19 protein-coding genes are annotated in these 18843 nt (G+C 55.7%); 11 read left to right on the forward strand and 8 right to left on the reverse strand.

All coding sequences use genetic code 11. The features are described 5' to 3' along the window. The first annotated feature begins 1 nt into the window (after position 1). The 10 genes from G3N59_RS05440 to G3N59_RS05485 are packed head-to-tail and all read left to right on the forward strand — an operon-like array spanning position 2 to position 10475. Positions 2-370 carry a phage tail protein gene (locus tag G3N59_RS05440; RefSeq protein ID WP_205981542.1) on the forward strand — a complete coding sequence of 123 codons (369 nt, stop codon included), beginning with the start codon at positions 2-4 and terminating at the stop codon, positions 368-370. After that, positions 348-2876 carry a hypothetical protein gene (locus tag G3N59_RS05445; protein WP_205981543.1) on the forward strand — a complete coding sequence of 843 codons (2529 nt, stop codon included), beginning with the start codon at positions 348-350 and terminating at the stop codon, positions 2874-2876. Before G3N59_RS05440 ends, G3N59_RS05445 begins: the two co-directional genes overlap by 23 nt. 60 nt (positions 2877-2936) lie before the next feature. After that, positions 2937-3620 (forward strand): phage minor tail protein L, encoded by a 684-nt coding sequence (locus G3N59_RS05450; RefSeq protein ID WP_205981544.1) that lies wholly within the window; start codon positions 2937-2939, stop codon positions 3618-3620. A 12-nt stretch (positions 3621-3632) separates the two neighbouring features. Beyond that, positions 3633-4376: a C40 family peptidase gene (locus tag G3N59_RS05455; protein ID WP_205981545.1), complete on the forward strand. Its 744-nt coding sequence runs from the start codon at positions 3633-3635 to the stop codon at positions 4374-4376. A gap of 3 nt (positions 4377-4379) precedes the next feature. Beyond that, positions 4380-4955 carry a tail assembly protein gene (locus G3N59_RS05460; protein ID WP_205981546.1) on the forward strand — a complete coding sequence of 192 codons (576 nt, stop codon included), beginning with the start codon at positions 4380-4382 and terminating at the stop codon, positions 4953-4955. Further along, complete coding sequence (locus tag G3N59_RS05465; protein WP_205981547.1) at positions 4952-8695, forward strand: phage tail protein; 3744 nt, start codon at positions 4952-4954, stop codon at positions 8693-8695. The genes G3N59_RS05460 and G3N59_RS05465 overlap by 4 nt, the downstream gene beginning before the upstream one ends. Then, positions 8695-8952 (forward strand): hypothetical protein, encoded by a 258-nt coding sequence (locus tag G3N59_RS05470; protein ID WP_205981548.1) that lies wholly within the window; start codon positions 8695-8697, stop codon positions 8950-8952. The genes G3N59_RS05465 and G3N59_RS05470 overlap by 1 nt, the downstream gene beginning before the upstream one ends. Positions 8953-8955: 3 nt before the next feature. Continuing rightward, positions 8956-9705, forward strand: a complete 750-nt coding sequence (locus G3N59_RS05475) for a hypothetical protein (protein ID WP_205981549.1) — start codon at positions 8956-8958, stop codon at positions 9703-9705. 21 nt (positions 9706-9726) lie between these two features. Continuing rightward, a complete protein-coding gene (locus G3N59_RS05480; RefSeq protein WP_205981550.1) occupies positions 9727-9939 on the forward strand; it encodes an HP1 family phage holin in 213 nt (70 codons plus the stop codon). Then, complete coding sequence (locus tag G3N59_RS05485) at positions 9939-10475, forward strand: glycoside hydrolase family protein (protein ID WP_205981551.1); 537 nt, start codon at positions 9939-9941, stop codon at positions 10473-10475. Before G3N59_RS05480 ends, G3N59_RS05485 begins: the two co-directional genes overlap by 1 nt. A gap of 43 nt (positions 10476-10518) precedes the next feature. On the opposite strand, the gene G3N59_RS05490 is transcribed toward G3N59_RS05485, so the two are convergent. From G3N59_RS05490 to G3N59_RS05510, 5 genes are all read right to left on the reverse strand, one after another. Further along, complete coding sequence (locus G3N59_RS05490; protein ID WP_205981552.1) at positions 10519-11223, reverse strand: hypothetical protein; 705 nt, start codon at positions 11221-11223, stop codon at positions 10519-10521. An 18-nt stretch (positions 11224-11241) separates the two neighbouring features. Next, complete coding sequence (locus tag G3N59_RS05495) at positions 11242-11583, reverse strand: hypothetical protein (RefSeq protein ID WP_205981553.1); 342 nt, start codon at positions 11581-11583, stop codon at positions 11242-11244. Between the two features lie 5 nt (positions 11584-11588). Continuing rightward, positions 11589-12260 carry a hypothetical protein gene (locus tag G3N59_RS05500; RefSeq protein WP_205981554.1) on the reverse strand — a complete coding sequence of 224 codons (672 nt, stop codon included), beginning with the start codon at positions 12258-12260 and terminating at the stop codon, positions 11589-11591. A gap of 58 nt (positions 12261-12318) precedes the next feature. Beyond that, positions 12319-12684 carry a helix-turn-helix transcriptional regulator gene (locus tag G3N59_RS05505; RefSeq protein ID WP_205981555.1) on the reverse strand — a complete coding sequence of 122 codons (366 nt, stop codon included), beginning with the start codon at positions 12682-12684 and terminating at the stop codon, positions 12319-12321. 544 nt (positions 12685-13228) lie between these two features. After that, positions 13229-14917 (reverse strand): thiamine pyrophosphate-binding protein, encoded by a 1689-nt coding sequence (locus G3N59_RS05510; protein ID WP_205981556.1) that lies wholly within the window; start codon positions 14915-14917, stop codon positions 13229-13231. 207 nt (positions 14918-15124) lie between these two features. Between G3N59_RS05510 and G3N59_RS05515 the strand changes: the two genes are divergently transcribed. Then, positions 15125-16042 carry a LysR substrate-binding domain-containing protein gene (locus G3N59_RS05515; protein WP_241023210.1) on the forward strand — a complete coding sequence of 306 codons (918 nt, stop codon included), beginning with the start codon at positions 15125-15127 and terminating at the stop codon, positions 16040-16042. Between the two features lie 446 nt (positions 16043-16488). Here the strand turns inward: G3N59_RS05515 and G3N59_RS05520 are convergent, their stop codons facing one another. The 3 genes from G3N59_RS05520 to G3N59_RS05530 all read right to left on the reverse strand — a co-directional run bounded on the left by G3N59_RS05520 (position 16489) and on the right by G3N59_RS05530 (position 18843). After that, complete coding sequence (locus tag G3N59_RS05520) at positions 16489-17226, reverse strand: phage antirepressor KilAC domain-containing protein (RefSeq protein WP_205981558.1); 738 nt, start codon at positions 17224-17226, stop codon at positions 16489-16491. A gap of 204 nt (positions 17227-17430) precedes the next feature. Beyond that, entirely contained in the window at positions 17431-17664 is a 234-nt protein-coding gene (locus G3N59_RS05525) for a hypothetical protein (RefSeq protein ID WP_205981559.1), read from the reverse strand. 738 nt (positions 17665-18402) lie between these two features. Beyond that, on the reverse strand, positions 18403-18843 hold the full coding sequence (locus tag G3N59_RS05530) for a hypothetical protein (protein WP_205981560.1): 441 nt from the start codon (positions 18841-18843) through the stop codon (positions 18403-18405).

The following is an 18843-nucleotide window of genomic DNA, read 5'->3' on the forward strand; positions in this document are numbered from 1 at the left end:
CGTGGCTTCGACTTTCACATGGGTTCCGACTGTTGCCAATTTTTCGGGGACGGCAACGGCGAAAGTCCGCAGCGCGCAATTTGGTGATGGATACCAACAGCGCGCAGCGGACGGAATCAACAACATTTCTTCGCAATTCAGCCTGCAATTCATCGCGAACGAAACGGATACGCGCGCAATCCGCGCGTTTCTTATCGCAGCAGCCGGCGCGGATTCGTTTTACTGGACTCCGCCATTGTGGGATGACCCCGCGCTGTTTTATTGCGAAACGTGGGCAGAGCCTACCAAAGACGGCGATTGGTACACGATGACCGCGACCTTCCAACAAACATTCGATCCGGGTCAAGATGACAGCACTACAACAGGTTAATCTAGGCGCTGCTACAGACGGCACGCAAGGCGATACAGTTCGCACAGGTTTTACAAAGCTCAATTCAAATACTGCTGCGCTTGCCGCGCAAATCGCCGTAGCTTCTGCAACGCTGATTTCCGCCGCGCAATCTCTGACGGTTGCGGATCATGTCGGAAAGCGCGTCAATCTCGACTTTGCGGCAACCGATACGGTAGGTTTCCCGCCTTCTGCTGACGCGGGCGCGGACGCAGTAATCCAGCTTCGCAACGTGGGCACTGTAGCGGTTACGCTCGCGCCAGCGGGAAGCGATACCCTGGCGCTTACCACGCTCGCACCAGGCGATTCCGTTTTGTTCGATACAGACGGCGCGGGCGCATGGAATGTCCTGGTGCGCAGCCGTCCTGCATCCGAAAGTGAGAGCGTAGGCGCGGATTTGTCCGTTGGCGGCAATCTCTCCGTCAGTGCTGCTACGAAACTAACCGGAAAGCTGACGGCTGCTGACGTGGAAATCGTCGGTACGCTGACTTCAGACGGCGCGGCTACGGTGGGCGCGAATCTGACGGTGGAAGGGGATGCAATCGTAAGCCGTAACGCGCCGGTACTTATCCTTGACGATATCGCCGCAACCACGGGTAGCGCCGTCGAATATCGAAACAACGGCGTGCGGCTGTGGGAAACGAAATCTTACGGGACTAATCTTTCCTGGAATGTCGGGCGATACGTTGACGGAACCTATGTAGGAAATACGCTTTCGCTTGTCAACGATACCGGCACGACCAACATTGCAGGCCGCGTAACGGTCAACTCGACAGCCGATGACGGCGGCACGGCGTTGCAGATTAACGGATCAGTGCGCGCCGGAAACTATGTCTTCAATTCGCAGAATACGACTGATTCTGGTTTGATCGGTTTTGGCAACGCGAACGGGCCGACTGTGGGATTTTATGGATCGGCCACGACTGGCGCGGGTTCGCTTGTCTTCCGTACCGATGCAATCGAGCGCGTGCGTATCTCCGCTGATGGTCGTCTATTGGTCGGGGTATCAGATAACGAAGATAACGCGCTTCTACAGGTTGGCGGACAGATTGTCCAGCGCGCCGACTATAGCGAAATCCGCATGCGCGCGGCCAACGAATCGAACCTAAACGGTTGGAGACTCGCCAGCACGATCAACGGCACGAATGACGGTTACATCACGCTCCAGCATTCATACGATGACTTCGGTTCTAACTTTTTGAACGCGTGGGGTGCTAATTCTGCGGGTGTCGTAACGATCAATAAGGACATTACCACGGCTGACGCGACGCACTCCCTACAGATCGGCGGGGATACTCGTTCCTACGGCACGATATACGCAGGCGCAGACGGCACGGTAACTTCCTGGCTTTCGGCAGACAGCGGCAGCGGTTATTTCCAGTCGGAAGGGGATACCATCGTTGGGTCTGCGGCAGCGGACGGGGACCTGGTATTTACGGCGGGTAATAGGGTTGCGGCCCGCGTTTATTCGACTGGCCGAACGTCCTTTGGCTCACAGACTGATGACGGTTTGTCTACGGTATTTGTAGGCGGTTCCGTCCGTTCTACCGGCAAAATTCTAGGACGCAACGCGCTAAATGTTCTAGTTAATGGCTCCGGCGAACTGGGTAATCTGACGTGGAACAATGGCAATTGGTCCGGCGTTACAGGTGGGGCTGGCGAAGGTTCATTGTTCTATAACCCGGCTGCTATCACGGCGGACGGGACATATGACGAACATGATGTTGTAGTTATCCTGCCTAATACCGTTCTCACAATCTCCGGCGAAATCTATACGACAGGAATGACGGCAGGTTCGGGCCGGATCGGTATTGACTTCCTAGATTCAAACCAGAACGTCATTTCAAACGTGTTCTATACGCTGGACGCGGGTAACGACTGGACGTTCGGATTCGCGACGGCGACCGCTCCCGCCGATACGGCATATTGGCGGTGTTTCATGGGTGCGGTGAATAGCCCGAATGCCCCAGCAAATACATTGCGATTCCGCCATATCAAAGTTGAGGAAAACACTTCCGCTTCGATGTATTCGCAAGAAGCTACGCTTTCATATGTCGCGAATGCGGTAAAGGTAGCTGATAACGAATTTATCCAGGCGTATATCTCTGCCGCCGTGCAAATTCCAACTAGCACGATTACGAACGTTACCGGCTTTACTACAACGGTAGATCGAAGAGGATCAGGAGCGTGGAACGCTTCTGCGGGTTCTTTCACGCCCAAGCGAACGGGGCCATATTCGATTGACTTCCTTTGTACGCTGTCTGGCGTGATTACGACCGGATACGCACAAATTTCGATCATGAATGGCGCTTCGCAGGTCTGGACGTACATCACAGACCCTCAGACTCGCATGTTGCATCTGGCAGGAGTTTTCAACCTGACGGCGGGCGTTTCTTACACCTTTGCAGCGTGGCAAGACACAGGCGATCAGTTCGCTACTAATGCGGGTTCGACGTTGACGAAGCTAACGATTTACGAACTACCGTAATCGCGCGCGGCTGTAGGTCTGTATTTCTAACAAAAATCTTTTCGCCAAAGGGGGTATCTTATGGCGATTACAGGTGACATTCAGCAGCTATCTGTAGGATCACTAATCGAATTATTCGAGCTAGACGCAGCCAACATCGGCGGGGACGTGCTGCGGTTTCATGGGCACTTGCAAAACCCGTCGATCTATTGGCAGGGTAACGAATACAAAGCCTGGCCTATCCAGGCGACGGGGTTTAAGCGGACTTCTGACGCTTCGCAGCCTACCCCGTCCCTGAGCGTTGCCGATATCAACGGCACGATTTCAGCGCTTTGTATCGTGCTCGATGACCTGGCAGGCGCGACCGTGCGCCGCCGTCGCACGTTAAAGAAGTATCTCGATGCGGCCAACTTCCCAGACGGGAACGCAACGGCAGACCCTACCGCCGAATTGCCTTTGGAGATTTGGCGCGTAGAGCAAAAGAGCCAGGAACAAACCGGAAACTTCATTTCCTTTAACCTGGCTTCTCCGCTCGACTTCGGCGGACAGCAGATTCCCGCGCGTCAGATCGTTGGCGCGTGCCAATGGACGTACAAGGGCGCGGATTGCGGGTGGAACGGTACGACCTACTTTGACGCGAAAGATAACGCCGTTGACGATCCCGCGCAGGATCGCTGCGGATACCGTCTTTCGAGTTGTGAAGCCCGGTTCGGTGCTGACAACCCGCTTCCCTGGGGTGGTTTCCTTTCTGACGTGATTTCGTAATGGGGTTGCACGATGACCCCAGAAACGAAAGAAGCGATTGCCGCGCATGCAATCGCGGAATACCCGCGCGAGTGTTGCGGCTTCATTGTCAGCGTTGACGGCCACGAACGCTATTTGCCATGTCAGAACGTCGCTGAGAAGCCGGAAGAATTCTTCTCTATCGCTGCGACCGATTATGCGGACGCGGAAGACGTTGGGGAGATTAGGGCAGTAGTGCATTCGCATCCGGGCGCGTCAGCCCGTCCTAGCGCCGCAGATAAAGCCGTATGCGAACGTTCGGACATTGATCTATGGATCATTTGTTCGCTGGGCGTGCAGCCAGACGGATCAATCGGAATTGACGATTGGTGCGAGTTCGGCAAGACCGGCTTTCTCGCGCCGCTTATCGGTCGTCAGTTCGTGCATGGCGTGCATGACTGTTACGCGATTATCCGCGACTACTACCAGCTAGAACGGGGTGTGACTCTCCCTGATTTCGAGCGCTGCGATAGGTGGTGGGAAGACGGGCATAGCTCCCTGTATCTCGACAACTACAAGAAAGCGGGCTTCGTTGACGTTGGGCGCAATGCCCAGCTAGAGCCAGGCGACGTACTGCTAATGCAGATTCGCTCAAAAAACGGTGTGCCCAATCACGCCGGAATCTATACCGGCGAAGGCCGATTCATTCACCACATGCACAGCCGCCTTTCAGTTCGCGCCTTGTTCGGCGGGATGTGGCGCGACTGTCTCATAACCGTTCTACGGTACGAAGGATAAAAGATGCTGCGAACGATTCGATTGTATGGCGTGCTTGGGAAGCAGTTCGGGCGCGAGCACAAACTAGCCGTTAATTCCGCAGGGGAAGCAATCCGCGCGCTGGGCGTGGTGATTCCCGGCTTCAAGAAGTTTCTTCTTCGCTCGCGAGAAGACGGGCTTACGTTCGCGGTGTTCCGGGGCAAGACCAACGTAACGCGCGACGAATTGCCGTTCCCAGCCGGTCAAGACGTAATCCGAATCGCGCCGGTTCTTTCTGGTTCGAAGCAGGCCGGTTTGTTCCAAACGATTCTAGGCGCGGTCTTGATTGCCGCGAGCTATTTCATTCCCGGTCTGGGGCCGACTGTCTCTATGGCGCTGTTGAGTTCCGGTGTCGGTATGGCGCTGGGCGGCGTGGTGCAAATGCTATCGCCACAAATGGGCGGATTGAGCAGCACAAGCGCCGATGACGGCCAGTCGTATTACTTCAATGGCGCAGTAAACAGCACGGCACAGGGGAATCCCGTTCCGTTGATCTATGGCGAAACCTGGTGCGGTTCGCAGGTAGTCAGCAGCGGGATTTACGCGGAAGACCAAACATGAGACTAGAAAGAATTCAAGGCGCAGGCGGCGGAGGCAGCAGCGGCGGCGGTGGTGGTGTCGAATCGCCCGATAGCCTGCATTCAATCGCGTATGCGCGCGTGCTCGATGTAATCAGCGAAGGCGAGATTGTTGGCCTGGTTAATGGGCTTCAATCCGTCACGTTTGACGGAACGCCGATTCTCAACAGCGACGGCACAGTAAATTTTCAGAATTATTCCGTCGATACGCGAACGGGTACGGTTGACCAGGAATATTTGTCTGGGTTTCCGTCCGTAGAAAATGAAACATCTATCGGTGTCGCGCTGACTAGCGATGATCCTTGGGTGCAGGAAGTATCGAATCTTTCGCTGTCCGCCGTGCGTATCCGGTTCGGGGTTCCGGCGCTCGAACAGACCAACACTTCGACCGGCGACATTACCGGTTACCGCATTGAATACGCAATCGACCTTGCGACGGACGGCGGATCATACAGCGAAGTCGTAACGGGCGCATTCGACGGCAAGACTACTTCGCTTTACGAACGCTCGATCCGCGTTGATCTTCCCACGGCCACAACCGGATGGCTTGTCCGCGTGCGACGCGTCACGCCAAACGCGCACAATTCGTATATCTCCGATACGGTCAATATCGAAGCGATCACAGAGATTATTGATAAGAAGCTGCGCTATCCGAATAGTGCGCTTGTGGGGATGCAGTTCGACGCGAAGACGTTCAGCAACGTTCCCACTCGTGCATATTATGTGCGCGGTCGCATTGTCTCTATCCCGTCGAATTACAACGCGGACAATCGGACGTACACAGGAACATGGGACGGAACCTTCGTTCCGGGTTGGACGAATAATCCGGCTTGGATCTTCTATGACCTGGTGCAGAACGATCGCTTCGGCGGTGGCAAGTTTATTGACGCTAGTTCGCTCGACAAATGGTCGCTGTACGAAATCGCGCAATACTGTGATGAGGAAGTAGACGACCTGAAGGGCGGCACAGAACCGCGCTTCACCTGCAACGTTGCTATCACGTCGCAGGCTGACGCGTTCAAGGTCTTGCAGGATATCGCCGGTATCTTTCGCGGACAGGCGTATTGGGGCGCGGGTAGCGTGGTTGCGTCGGCTGATATGCCGATGGACCCCAGCTTCGTATATACACAGGCGAACGTCATTGACGGCAAATTCACCTATGCCGGTTCGGAACGTAAGTCACGCTATACCGCAGCACAGATTAGCTGGAATGACCCAGCGAACCAGGGTAAAGCGGCTGTTGAGTATGTCCAGGACGATGACGGCCTAGCGCGTTACGGTCTGGTTAAAGCGGCTATTACGGCCTTTGGTTGCACGTCGCAAGGGCAGGCGCGCCGCCTGGCAAACTGGACGCTCGCAACGTCGCGACTCGAAACCCAGACCGTAACCTTTTCGGTTGGTCTGGACGGCATCCTGTGTTCGCCTGGCGATGTAATCGCAATCGCTGACGCCTACAAGGCCGGGCGACGCTTCGGCGGTCGTATCAAGTCGATGACGGATACAACCGTTGTGCTCGACAAGGCGGCAACCGTCAAAGTCGGTGACACGCTGTCTGTAATCATGCCTACCGGCTTGGCAGAACAGCGCACGGTAGATTCGTTCGACGGAAGCACGATCACGGTTACGACCGCGTTTGATGACGTGGGCGTGCCTGGCGCGGTCTGGATGATCGAATCGACCGACCTGGTATCACAGCTTTTTCGCGTGACCGATATCGCGGAAAGTGACGATAACGGGCAGATCAGCTACGAGGTTACGGCGGTTACGCACGAACCCGGCAAATATGACTTGATCGACAACGGCGCGCAGATTCAAACGCGACCCGTGACAGTCATTCCGCCTTCGACACAAGCGCCGCCGACCGCCGTTACGATTTCATCGAATCTCGTATTGGATCAGGGTATCCAGTACAACACGATGACGATTGCATGGGACCGTCCGGCCAATGCTGTGACGTTCTCTGTTGAGTGGCGCAAGGATAACGGCCAATGGGTTACGGCAGGTTCGGCACTCGCTGGGACTTCGGTTGACGTTCAAGGCGTCTATAGCGGGCTGTACGAAGCCCGCGTAAGGGCAATCAACAGCCTGGGCGCAACGTCGATCCCTACAACGTCCGACCCTACGACACTGGCAGGGAAGACCGGCGCGCCGCCTGTAGTGTCGTTCCTGAATGCTTCGACGAATCAGGTATTCGCGATTGAACTGGATTGGGGATTCCCCGCTGACGGTTCCGCGAACGATTCAGCTTATACGGAAATTTGCTACAGCAAAACGGCTTCGATTGCTGACGCAACCACACTTAGCAATTACGCGTATCCCACGAACGCGGCGCACTTGCTGGGATTGGCTGCGGGCCAGTCGCTTTTCTTCTGGGCGCGCCTGGTAGATCGCAGCGGCAACATTGGCGCGTGGTATCCAGACGGTGCGGGCGTCAATGGTCAATCGAGCAGCAGCGCAAGCGATATCCTGAATCAGATCGCGAGCGCGACGGCTGACGAAGTGGCGGGTTCGTTGCTCGCGCCGATCCAACAGATTCCGGGCCTTACAGATCAGGTGGGGCAGCTTCAGACCGATTTGAACGGTCTAGGCGACATTGATTGGGATACTCTCCAGGAAGAAATCCAGGCTATCCAGAATGCCGACCTTGCCGGGTTGACTACGGACGTTGGCGAACTAATGGGCGAGGTCTTCCCAGAGTTGGCCGGGGATGACGGGGTATGGGCTGGCGATGACGGCGTATACGTTGGCGCTGTCTCTATCCAGTCGCAGTACGAAGGCGCGGACCTTGCACTATCCCAGCGTATCGACGGGTTGGCGGCCGCCGTCAACGATGCTTCGAATGCGGCCGCATCAATCGTCACTGAAGCGCAGGCGCGAGCGGACGCGGATAGCGCACTGTCAGAGCAGATTACCGCGCTACAGGCGACGTTCCAAACCGATAACGATACGCTTTCCGCACAGATTCAGCAGGAAGCGAGCGCGCGAGCGGACGCAGACCAGGCGACAGCTTCCCAGCTTTCCGACCTGGAAGCGAAAGTTAATACCGACATTGCCGCGCAGATTTCGGACGAAGCAACCGCGCGAGCGGACGCAGATAGCGCGCTGGCCAGCGACATTACAACGCTTCAGGCGAAGACGGCTGACGACCTGTCCGCAGCCGTGCAGAGTGTACAGAGCGCTTACACGACCGCAGACACTGCGTTGGGCGAACGTATCGACACAGTGCAGGCAACGGCAGGGGACGCTTCTAGCGCTGTCCAAACTCTTTCGCAGTCCTACGCGGATTTGAGCGGCAAGGTCAATGCGACGTATTCGGTACGCGTGCAGACCACAAGCGGCGGCACGTCATACGCGGCAGGGTTCGAGCTACAGGCGGACGGTTCCGGCCAATCTGAAATGGTCGTATCCGCTCAAAAGTTTGTGGTCATTGATGACGGATCGACCAACAACGCGAATTCGCCGTTCGCGATCCAGGGCGGACAGACGTTTATCAACAGCGCGTTTATCCAGAACGGAACGATTGTCGATGCAATGATCGGCGGACAGATCAAATCGACTTCGATCAATTCGCAGGGTAACCCGGCTTGGTTACTGGACAAGTCCGGCAACTTCTACATTTACGGGACAGGCGGCGGTAACGCTCGCATGGAAATCACAAACAACCGAATCGCGATGTTTGACGGAAACGGCACTTTGCGTATCGACATTAACGCGACGGGCTAATGGCTTATTTCAGACTTTATAACGCGGACGGTTCTTTACAGGTTGATCTATCGAACCGTCTTACGCGCTTTATCGGCGCTGTGGCTGTTTCCGGTACAGGTTCGATTGCGGTTCCGGTGCTCGACGGGGGAACCGCGTGGGCGTCACTGCATGCTGATTCGTCGGTAGTGGTGAGCGCGCAAGCGTCCGTTAGTGGAAATGTGGTTTCCTGGAATATCTTCGAAGGAAGCGCGATCCTGGTTTATGGCGAGTATTGACGAATGGCCTACATAAAAATTATCAACGATTCCGGTTCGCGCTTGCTCGATGACAGTTACCAGAATATGGCGGTGCAGTCATCGGGCACGGTGACGACCGGCTACACGACAACGGACGCAACCGACTATTACCCAGGCGATTACCCGTCACGCGGGGCAATCGCTCGAATCTATATCAACAATGATGCGGGCGCGTATCCGTTGGTTGGCGTTCGTTCGGGGACTCCGGTTGCGGTGGAGCGCTACACGAACGGCGGTCAAACCGTCTTTCTATTCCGCACGACCGACCCCGCATCTTTTCAGTATTGGGTTTTTGCCGTGCCGAACGCAATCGGCGGGAATGGCCTGGTGAAGATTTACAACGCGGCAGGCGTGAAGACGTTCGATTCCGATTTGCACTATGCGCGGATCGTTGGCCGGGTAGACATGACGGAACCAGGCGGCAGCACGCCCCCAGCGTATGCGGGTAATCAGGGCTGGGTTTGCCCGTGGGCGGGTTCGTACAGCTTCGACAGTTCGCGCACGCATGCGGCGGTTCAAATCGCGTCCGGTTCCTATTGGGATATCGACGGACGGGGTTCGGATACTGACTCGCTGTCCGGTCGCTTCGCGGCGGGTTACTTCAGTGGCGAAACCTTCGTTACTGGATACACGGCGCGCAGTGGCGCGGACGGTGGCGGCGGTGATGGCGGTTATGACGCTATCGGCAACTTGTCCGGTTCCTGGCTGATTTTTGACGTTACGGGGTATTAAAAAATGGAAGCAGGGGGAGACATGAGAGTAACGATTACTTCATATGTTGCGGCGTTCGCTTCGACGGTTGCAGGTTTGACCCTTCAGGATTGGGGCGTTGTGGTCGCAATCGGGACGGCCATAATCACTTGCGCGGCGCATCTTTACTACAAGCAGCAAACGCTAAATACCTATAACCGCCTGGCGGCAGCACAGGAAGCGGAAGCGAAATCCCATACCGTGGGCGGCGGATAATGCCAGCGCTCGACAAGGCGCGGATTGCGCGCCTAGGCGTGAGCGCTGCGGTTGCGCTCGCGTTGCCTTTCACGGTCGGATTCGAGGGTTGGAAGACGACCGTATATCGCGATCCGGTTGGAATCAAGACCGTTTGCGCCGGTCATACGGACGCAATGGGGAAGATCACACAGGCGACGTATACGGACGCGGAATGTCTGGATATCACGGCGCGGGATTTGACGACTGAGGAAGCGCAGTTCGACAAGGCATTTCCAGGCGTGCGACTCGAACCCGATCAGAAGGCGATGTTCGTTGACGCGTGGCACAACATGGGCGCGGGAACGTTCCTTAGTGGATCGTTGCCGGGTTTGATCCGCAGCGGCCAGATTGACGCGGCGTGCGCGAAGCTTCTGGAATACGACAAGGGCCGCATTGCTGGGCGACTCCAGGTCATTCCTGGTTTGGCTCGCAGGCGCGAAGCTGAAGAAGCGGTTTGTACCGGTCGCAAGACCGCCGACCAGGTAGCGCGCGAGAATGGCGTTACGCTGAAATGAAAAAGCCCCGCGCTGGCAACAGGCGGGGCTTTTCTTTTGTGCGTTACTTCCAGTTCAAGCCTGCAACCGGAAATGTCATGTGCCGATTACCCGCCTGATAGAAGGCGGCTTCAATGACTACACGTTTTGCCTTGCGCGCGCTCGCAATGAAGGAACGTGCGGGGGAGATAAAAAGACTCGTTGAACTATAGTCCGCTGGCTGATTCGCGGTGAAGCGCTGCGGCGGCTTGTCGTCAAATCGGACCAACACGCTACAGGCTTCGACGCCGCAGACGAATTGTCCTTTACTGACGCTCAAGATTACGTCTGTCCCAAACCTGGGGTGCTTCCGTAACTGAAGTGTCGCTGTTGAACCGCCGTTATACGGGAAATCGAAATCGAGCGTTTCATTCGCGGAAGCGGTGGCGAACTGGATCGGCTTTCCCGTCATTTCGTCGTGGCGCTCATCATATGACCATGCGCTTTCCGGTTCCGTGGGCGCGCTTGAAGCTTCCGCAACTGCCGGAACCGCCGCCGATGAAGACGCGGATTCCGCGTTGCTTGCTGCGGCCTTCACAGGCGCGGGCGTATGCGGAAGCGTCGAATTAAAAATCATAGCGCCAAGCATCGCCACGCCGAAGCTAACCAAAACTGCCTTCATTCGTGACGGTGCCGGTTTGCCTTTGCGGGCAAAAGTGCTAGGGCGAATCAACCCGATCAACATTGCGAGCGGGCCGAAAAGCATTAAGCAAATTCCGATGTTTTGCATTTTTTCTCTCTAGTGTTTTTATTTTTTCTGTGCGAGGCGGGCGTGGCAGTCATTCACCTCTATGAAACGTGCTTCCTTGGGTGTAACGTCCTGGAATTGCTTTTCCTCGTAAACTCGCCTGACAACAGTCTGATAGCCTTTGATAACCGACGGACTCAGTTTCTGCGTATGACCGTTTTCTTCAACGCGTTGCAATTCGTCCGCCTCATACTCGCCGTTGTCGCGATCTGTCGCCGCCGCGTATGCGTAGTCACCCACGTCCACGCATACAGCGTTTTCAATTTCCTCTTTAGAGTACGTTTTCGCATGCGCAGCGGTTGCGAAGATCGCGAGGGCGGTTACCGTCAGAATTTTTTTCATATTCGTTATTGGGTGCATGAACCGTCAACAATCCATTCCTGCGGCGCGCCGTTCGCGGAAATCCGGTCATAGATCGTATTGCGTGCGTAGACCGTCAACGAATCGCCTTTCTGATAGTGCTTGACGCGGTTTCCAGCGCCCGCCTGGTCATACGAGGAGCACATATAGGCCGTTACGTGGATTACGTCGCCTGCGACCGTTTCGTGCTTCGGCTTGGGGTGCGCGTCCTCAAACTTGCCTTTGAGGCGGTCCAGCGATTCCTGTAGCGCGTTACGGCTATTGTTGCTCGACATTTCCGCACTATGCACCTGGCCCATTGCCATTGTCGTTTCGACCCAATCGAACGCGACTACATGCACGCTATCGCCGTTCGCATCCATTACAAAGCGAACCTTACGGACGGGCGTAGTCGAATACGAATTACCCAAAAGCAATTGAGCCATAACCGCCTGTTGCCCCTGCAACTGGCCCGAGCAAGTCACGGTATTTGTGTTTTGTTCCGATACCATGCCCCCGATTTGAGAGCAGCGCGCAATGAGTGCGTTTTGCACGTCCGTGAGCGTGGCGCGTTCAAACGTGACTTCCGGGTGACCGGACGGCGTTTCAGTCATCAAAGCCTGTTGAGTGGCACAACCAAACAGGACGGGAAGGGCAGCAAGTGCAATCTTGAGTTTCACGGTCTATTCTCTTTTTCTTGGTTTGTTATGCTTTCGAGTGCTGAGATTACTTCACAAGTCAGATTTTTGAAAGGGCGCTTTTCTTCGGACGCGGCGCGATGGTCTTCGCGGGCCGCGCTAACCCTTGCTGCTGAAATGGATTGAGTTTGAACATTGCTTCGTACACGAAGGGGCGGCAGTAATACAGATATGTCCGCGTAAATTCTTCGCGAGGAATTCTCAACAGCGCCGCCCACGTCAGCATGTCATGTTCGGGTAGGGCTGACGATCCGCGCTCGACCTGGGAAATCATGGCCGGTTGGCTGTAGTCCAGTTCGACGCACATTTCATTCTGAGTCATGCCAACTTCGTCGCGCTTCTCTCTGAGCCATGCGCCGAAACGTTGCCGCAGAACGGCGGTGGTGTTATCGAGTGGAACGGTCATTCTCTGTTCGTGATGTTAAGTGAACACTGAATACTAGCATAGTGGTAAAAACTCTGCAACTCACTTAATACGTTTAAAAAAAGGCCCGTCTTCGAGTAGGAAGACGGGAAAACTTCATCAAAGCAATTCCGCAAGAGATCGGAATTCACCAGGAGGTGAAAAAGGACGCCCCGCGCCGGGGAAGCGAGAGAGCATCCGACGATAACGAATCGCTGTATTCGGCAGCGATTCGAAGGGATATCTTAGGTGCACGAAGGTCTGTAATGTGTGGTAATTATTCAGACTCAAGATGAAAAAAAGCCCGCCAACGTTAAAACGAAGGCGGGCTGAAACCATATGCGTGTTACTACTGCAAAGCCACAAAGCGACACATACAACTGCGGGTATCAAAGTTAATAGCCCCCCGGTGATGTTCCACCAGGGGAAAGACCTTGATGCTCAAATCGCTGACGATGATCAGCGATTCGGGAGCAATCTTAGCGAGCCGGACGCCTGTAATGTTTCGTAAATTTGTTTTGGCTTGGAGCGGCAATATGGCGACGATTCACTCGACGCTGATTGCAATTTCGATCAGGTTCGGGCGTCCGCTCGCAAGTGCCGCTTCCACGGCAGGGGCGATATCGCCCGCACGCTCTATGCGCCGTGCAGTGACGCCCATAGACGTTCCCAGCGCCACATAGTCAATAGCGGGCCGTTCCATGTCCATAGCAATGAAATTGCCCGTCTGGGCGGATACGTACTCACTTTGCGAGCGCATAAAATTCTTCAGTACGTTGTATTCGCGGTTGTTCATCACGATAAACGTGACCGGCAAGTTTTCATGCGCAGCCGTCCAGAGGGCTTGAGGCGAATACATTGCCGCGCCATCGCCCACGAGACAGACAACCGGCGCGCGTCCAATACCCAGCGAGCAACCTACAGCGGCAGGCATACCCCAGCCCAATGCGCCACCGCGAAGGAAGGAATATTGGTTCGGGTTGTCAGAGTTGAGGAAAGCACGCGTATGGCGCGACGTGGCGATTGCTTCGTCAACGATAGGCACGTTCGGCCCAATGGCGCGCAACGCCTCACAAGCGGCAACCAGCGGCGTGATTACCGGTTCGTTGTATTGTTCGGTTGCCAGCGCAAACAGGTTCTTGCGTTGTGCCGCCTTACCGGCGATAGCATCCGTCAGAAGACCGCTATAGGCTTCGCGCCGGGTTGCGGTCGATTCCTTCAGGTGAGGCAGCAACGCCCCCAAGGACGCCTGAATATGGCCCACTACAGAAAGCTTGGTCGAATAGGTGCGCCCAAGGTCGCGCACGTCTGCGGACAGTTGATAGACCGCGCAGTTGTGCGGAACTGCGGACCCTTCCGAATACAGAATCGTAATCAGCGACTTTCCGCCCAGCGCAAAGATCGCATCAAAGCGTGATAGGCAAGACGCGATTCCCTTCGCCGTTGTGGGAAAGTTGCCCGCCCATAGGGGGTGCGACGTAGGAAACGGAATACGTGAAGGCCAGGACGATCCATAGACCGGCGCGCCGAGCATTTCGGCCACGGCAACCACTTCGGCGGCTGCTTCGCTCGAATGGATTTCGTCGCCCGCAATGATTGCGAGTTTTCCGGGTGCGATCCCTGCCAGTGCCTGGGCAAGCGCCGGGAGCGAGCCGCCCACGACCGCATGGTCGATTACTGAGGGTTCGCCGCTATCGACGACGGAAACTTCGTCCATCACGTCCATAGGGAGCGAAAGGAATACGGGACCGCTGGGCGCTGCGCTCGCATCGTTGAATGCACGGCGGAGAAAGATTGGCAATTGCTTGGGGCTTGTCACTTCGCGCGCCCATTTAACGGCAGGCGATGCGATACGCACCAAGTCATCAAACAAAAGCGGATCAGTGACGGTGTGGCGCAAATCCTGTTGACCGGCAGTCACTACCAGCGGCGTACCGGATACAGCGGCGTTCAGAAGGTTTCCGAACCCGTGCCCCAGACCGCCTGCCGTGTGCAGGTTGAGGAAGGCGGGGCGTTTGGCGGCTTGTGCGTATCCGTCTGCCATTGCGACTGCGGAAGCCTCTTGCAGCGCCAGGACGTAGCTAACGTCGGGGAAATTTAGAAGGGCGTCCATCAGGGGCAGTTCCGTCGTACCCGGATTGCCGAAAATGTATTCCACGCCTTCCGATTGAAGTACGTCCAGGAGAACTTCCGCACCACGGCGGGGCGCTGCTTTATCAACGGGCAGGATAGCCATTGCATTTTCCTTGTGGGATAGGTTGCGGAAGCCTGCCTTGCTGTTCCTCGTGAGAACGTCTAACAAGCGATGAAACCGGCTGCGGTAAGCGAGCCTTTCACCCCGATAGCTCTTGTGAAGCTGGAAGCAAGTATGGGCGATATCTGCCTATAATCGAAGTGACGTTTTTGCATCGGCGTGATGCCGATTCGGTATCAGGGGGATTGTATGGACTTGCGGGGCTTGAGGTATTTTGTGGAAGTCGTGCGCCAGAATGGATTTCGGCGCGCAAGCGACGTTTTGCACGTCACGCAACCGGCGATAAGTCGCGCGATTTCTTCACTTGAGGAAGAAGCCGGCGCGCAACTGCTGATACGCGAACCCAAGGGCGTAACGTTGACCCCAGAAGGTGGCGTTTTCTATCGCCACGCAACCTTGATCCTTCGCCAGTCTGAGAACCTTCTGAGCGAGTTACGCGACTTGCGGTCAATGGCGAAGGGAGTGTTACGGGTAGGTTTGCCGCACATGACTGGCGCAACGTTCTTCGGAAGCGTCATTACCGAATTGCGGCGCAAATATCCAGGCATCCAGCTTCTGATTACTGAATACGGCACGAACCAGGCGCGCGGCGCGTTGGCGAATGGCGATATCGAGATTGCAGCAGCGATGTTGCCGATTCAAGATGATTGGGCGATAACTCAACCATTCGGCAATGACCGGCTTGTGCTGTTGTGCGCGAAGGATCATCTTCTAGCTGCGAAGCATCAGGTAAGCTTGGGCGAACTTTCAGGCGAACCGTTCATTGGGTTTTCAGAAGATTTCAAAGTCAACGAACTGATAGACCAACTGTGCGCGAAGCATGGTTATCGGCCTAACGTGGTGGGACGCAGCGCGCACCTTGATTTAATTGTCTCTATGGTGGTTGCCGGAATGGGGGTTGCGTTGGTGCCCGAATCCGCGAGCCGGAAAGTCAAATCGTCGCGTCTGGCTATTCTGCCGGTTGCAGACCCCGGAACGGTGTATGACTTGGCATTGGTGAGGGTGAAGGATTCTTACCTGAGCAATGGCGGGCGTGCTTGGATTGAAATAGCGTCAAAGGTGATTGGTTTTCCGATATTGCCCGCATTTGTTAGGCAACCCGGTTGACGAAAAAAGCCCCGCGCTGTTCTCACAGGCGGGGCGAATATGCAGGTTTCTACAGTGCGACCGAACTACTCGAAAAAAAGCCCCCAAGCCAGGGCGGCAGGGGGCTAACGATCAAACCGCCGACAGTGGAGCCAGCGATTGAGCGGCCATGATAGCGCGTCGACTTCCTGTAATGCGCCGTAATATTCAAGCGTGGCGCACAAAGTAGAAAACCCCGCACAGCTTCGCGCCGTGCGGGGTTTTCTTTGGAGACTACAGAACATGGAACCTTAGCAACTTCCACACTCTATTTACTGCGGTGCTGCGGGTTTCGCTTCGGCTTCTTGCTCGCGCTTCGCGGCGCGTTGCTTGTCGATCAGGGATTGCAGCGCGGGGCCGGGTTTCTTGAAGATATCCATACGTTTCCTTTGTGGTGGGGCGGCGTTTCACCACCCCAAATAAGCCGGTTACTCTGCGTCATCTTCGACAGCAACGGCGCGGCGCTTCGGACGCTTCGCGGCCAGGTGCGTTTCGATTTCCGCGCGATAAAGATTTTTCAGCCAGGCTTGACCGGCGATGGTTACACGCGCCGTCAGTGTCGGATGCGCCCGGCCAGCGTCATCGTGATAGATATCTTCCTTCACGTCGAAAAAATCCCGGTCGATATATTGCTGATACGGCGCGCAGCGCTGTTTCTGGAAAATCTTGTCCCGGCGCAGCCAGGAAATAAACGTCTTGCGTCCGACCCCGCACAGGTTCGCCATTTGCGACAGAGTTACAACCACGTCGGAATGCTGGAAGTCTTCCGCGAATTGCACCTTCGGTTTGTCGCGCTCGATTTGCGCGTCCTTCGCAGCGTTCGCAATGGCAAGCTGTTCCGCGCGCTTCTCTGACGCAAGATGCGCTTCGAGCGCTTCGATGTAGTTTTTCGGCAGTGCGGGCGTGGCAAGCTGTTCTTTCATTTCGCGCCAGCTATCCACCAGGCGCGCCGTAAATTCTGGCGAGAGTTGCGCAACCAGGATAATGCTATCGCGTTCGCCTTGTTCGCCCGCGAAGACATACACTTCGACCGCTTCCGCGCGCCGCTCGCGCTGGATTTTGACTTGCGCCATTGGCGGAAGTGAGATTACAGACTTTTCGGCAAGGCGTTCAAGCGAGCGCTTTACGTCAGAATGGCGCGATCCGAGCAATTCAGCAATTTGCATGCTGTTCATTTCGGGGATAGTTGCGAGGGTAAGGGCTGTAGTCATACGGGTGTATCTCAAACGGGAGCTGCAAGGCGAAGGATTGATTCGTATTTTGCGTAACAGCGCGCGCGTTGGGCCTGTGTGAGGTTCGCAGCGTCGCGACCGAACCGGGATTGCAAATAGGCTTCGAAGGCCGTCTTGCGGGGCTGTGCGGGCTTCGCGTTAGATGTATTCATAGCGTGCCTTCTGTTCGGTGGTGGGCGCTTGCGGCGCGGCTGCGGGGGCGTCAATCTGTCCGAACGTTCCGCGCGCCTTGTCCGCTCGAATTAGGCGACGCACATACTGCGAAAACGTCAGGTCTACCGCTTCGCAGTGCGCGCGCACTTCAGCGAACATTTCGGGCGGCATGTCCAGATTCATGCGATGGACAGTCTTGTCTTTCGTCATCGGGCGCATGGTGAAGATTTCCTTCTCAAGTTTCGGTACACGTTATTTACGGTGCGTTTTAAAAACTTGATCGCGGACTTGAGGAAATCACGCGCCGAAGTTGTTACGGATTATTCACAGACCACGAACGAAGAATTTTTCCCGATATCCGTCAGAAATCGAAAACGGGCAGTAAATAGAATGTGCCGAGTAATTCGGCTAGGAATATTCGGCAGGGTGAACCGGTGGCGAATATTCTGACGGGCCTACCAGTGATACATAGGCCAAACGTGAGGGTCATTCGATATACGCTGATGGCGCACAGGACTGAATAGCAAACCGCATGCGGGGAGCCTACTGGACTGTGTAGCGATCCCGGTATCGGGTGGGGCAAGACGGGTATCGGCGGCTTTGCGTTAGGCCGATAACTTGCCAAGTCACAGCGCTTTACGCGGCGGCTGTGATTCCTGGGCGGCTCCGAATGGCAGACGTGCATAGCACGAAGGGCATTTGGTGAGTTGTCAGGATAAGAACCAGGGGAGATTTTCTAATCGCCCCCTGGGAGAATCTTATCCTGAGACTCACCAAATGGCAGAATATAGGCTTTCAGATTGTTTTATCTTGAAGGCGTTTCGTGCGCGAAGCGCGCGAGCTACGGACGCAAGCGCAGCGCCGCGTTCGTTTGCCTTACAGGATCAGCGTTCCAGCAATCCAGGTCTTAGAAGTACAGAACCCCGCCCGGTGAGAGCCTGTGCGGGGTTTTTTTCGTTATCGGGCGGGTTCCCAGCCGGTTTGCAAATTCTTCAAGACCTGGACCTGTACATATCCAATCGGCACGAACGCACTGCATGCGCGCCATTCGTTCGGGTCGCTCCCCATAGCCAGCGCGTTCTTAATCATTTGATCCCACGTCCCAGGGCGGATTCTTCCCAGCCTGCGAATCTGACGTTCGCCAATCGCTGTGCGCAGTTCGTGCATGCCAAACCTATAGAGCGCGCCGAAGTGAAGAATCATTTCCTCAAGGCTCAACAGGCGGCGCTTTCCGTTCTCAGTCCAGCCGCGTCGCGCAGACTGTTCCCAATGCTGATTGACAGAAAACCAGAGTAGGGGCTTTTCCGCGTCTAGCATGTGTGGCGCAGAAGGGAGCAACCCGCCTGTTTCCTCGATACCGCGAAAGCATTGGGCGGTGGTGTAGTGCCATGCGATCAT

It is taken from the genome of Paraburkholderia sp. Ac-20340 (assembly GCF_017104965.1).
Lineage (GTDB): Bacteria > Pseudomonadota > Gammaproteobacteria > Burkholderiales > Burkholderiaceae > Paraburkholderia.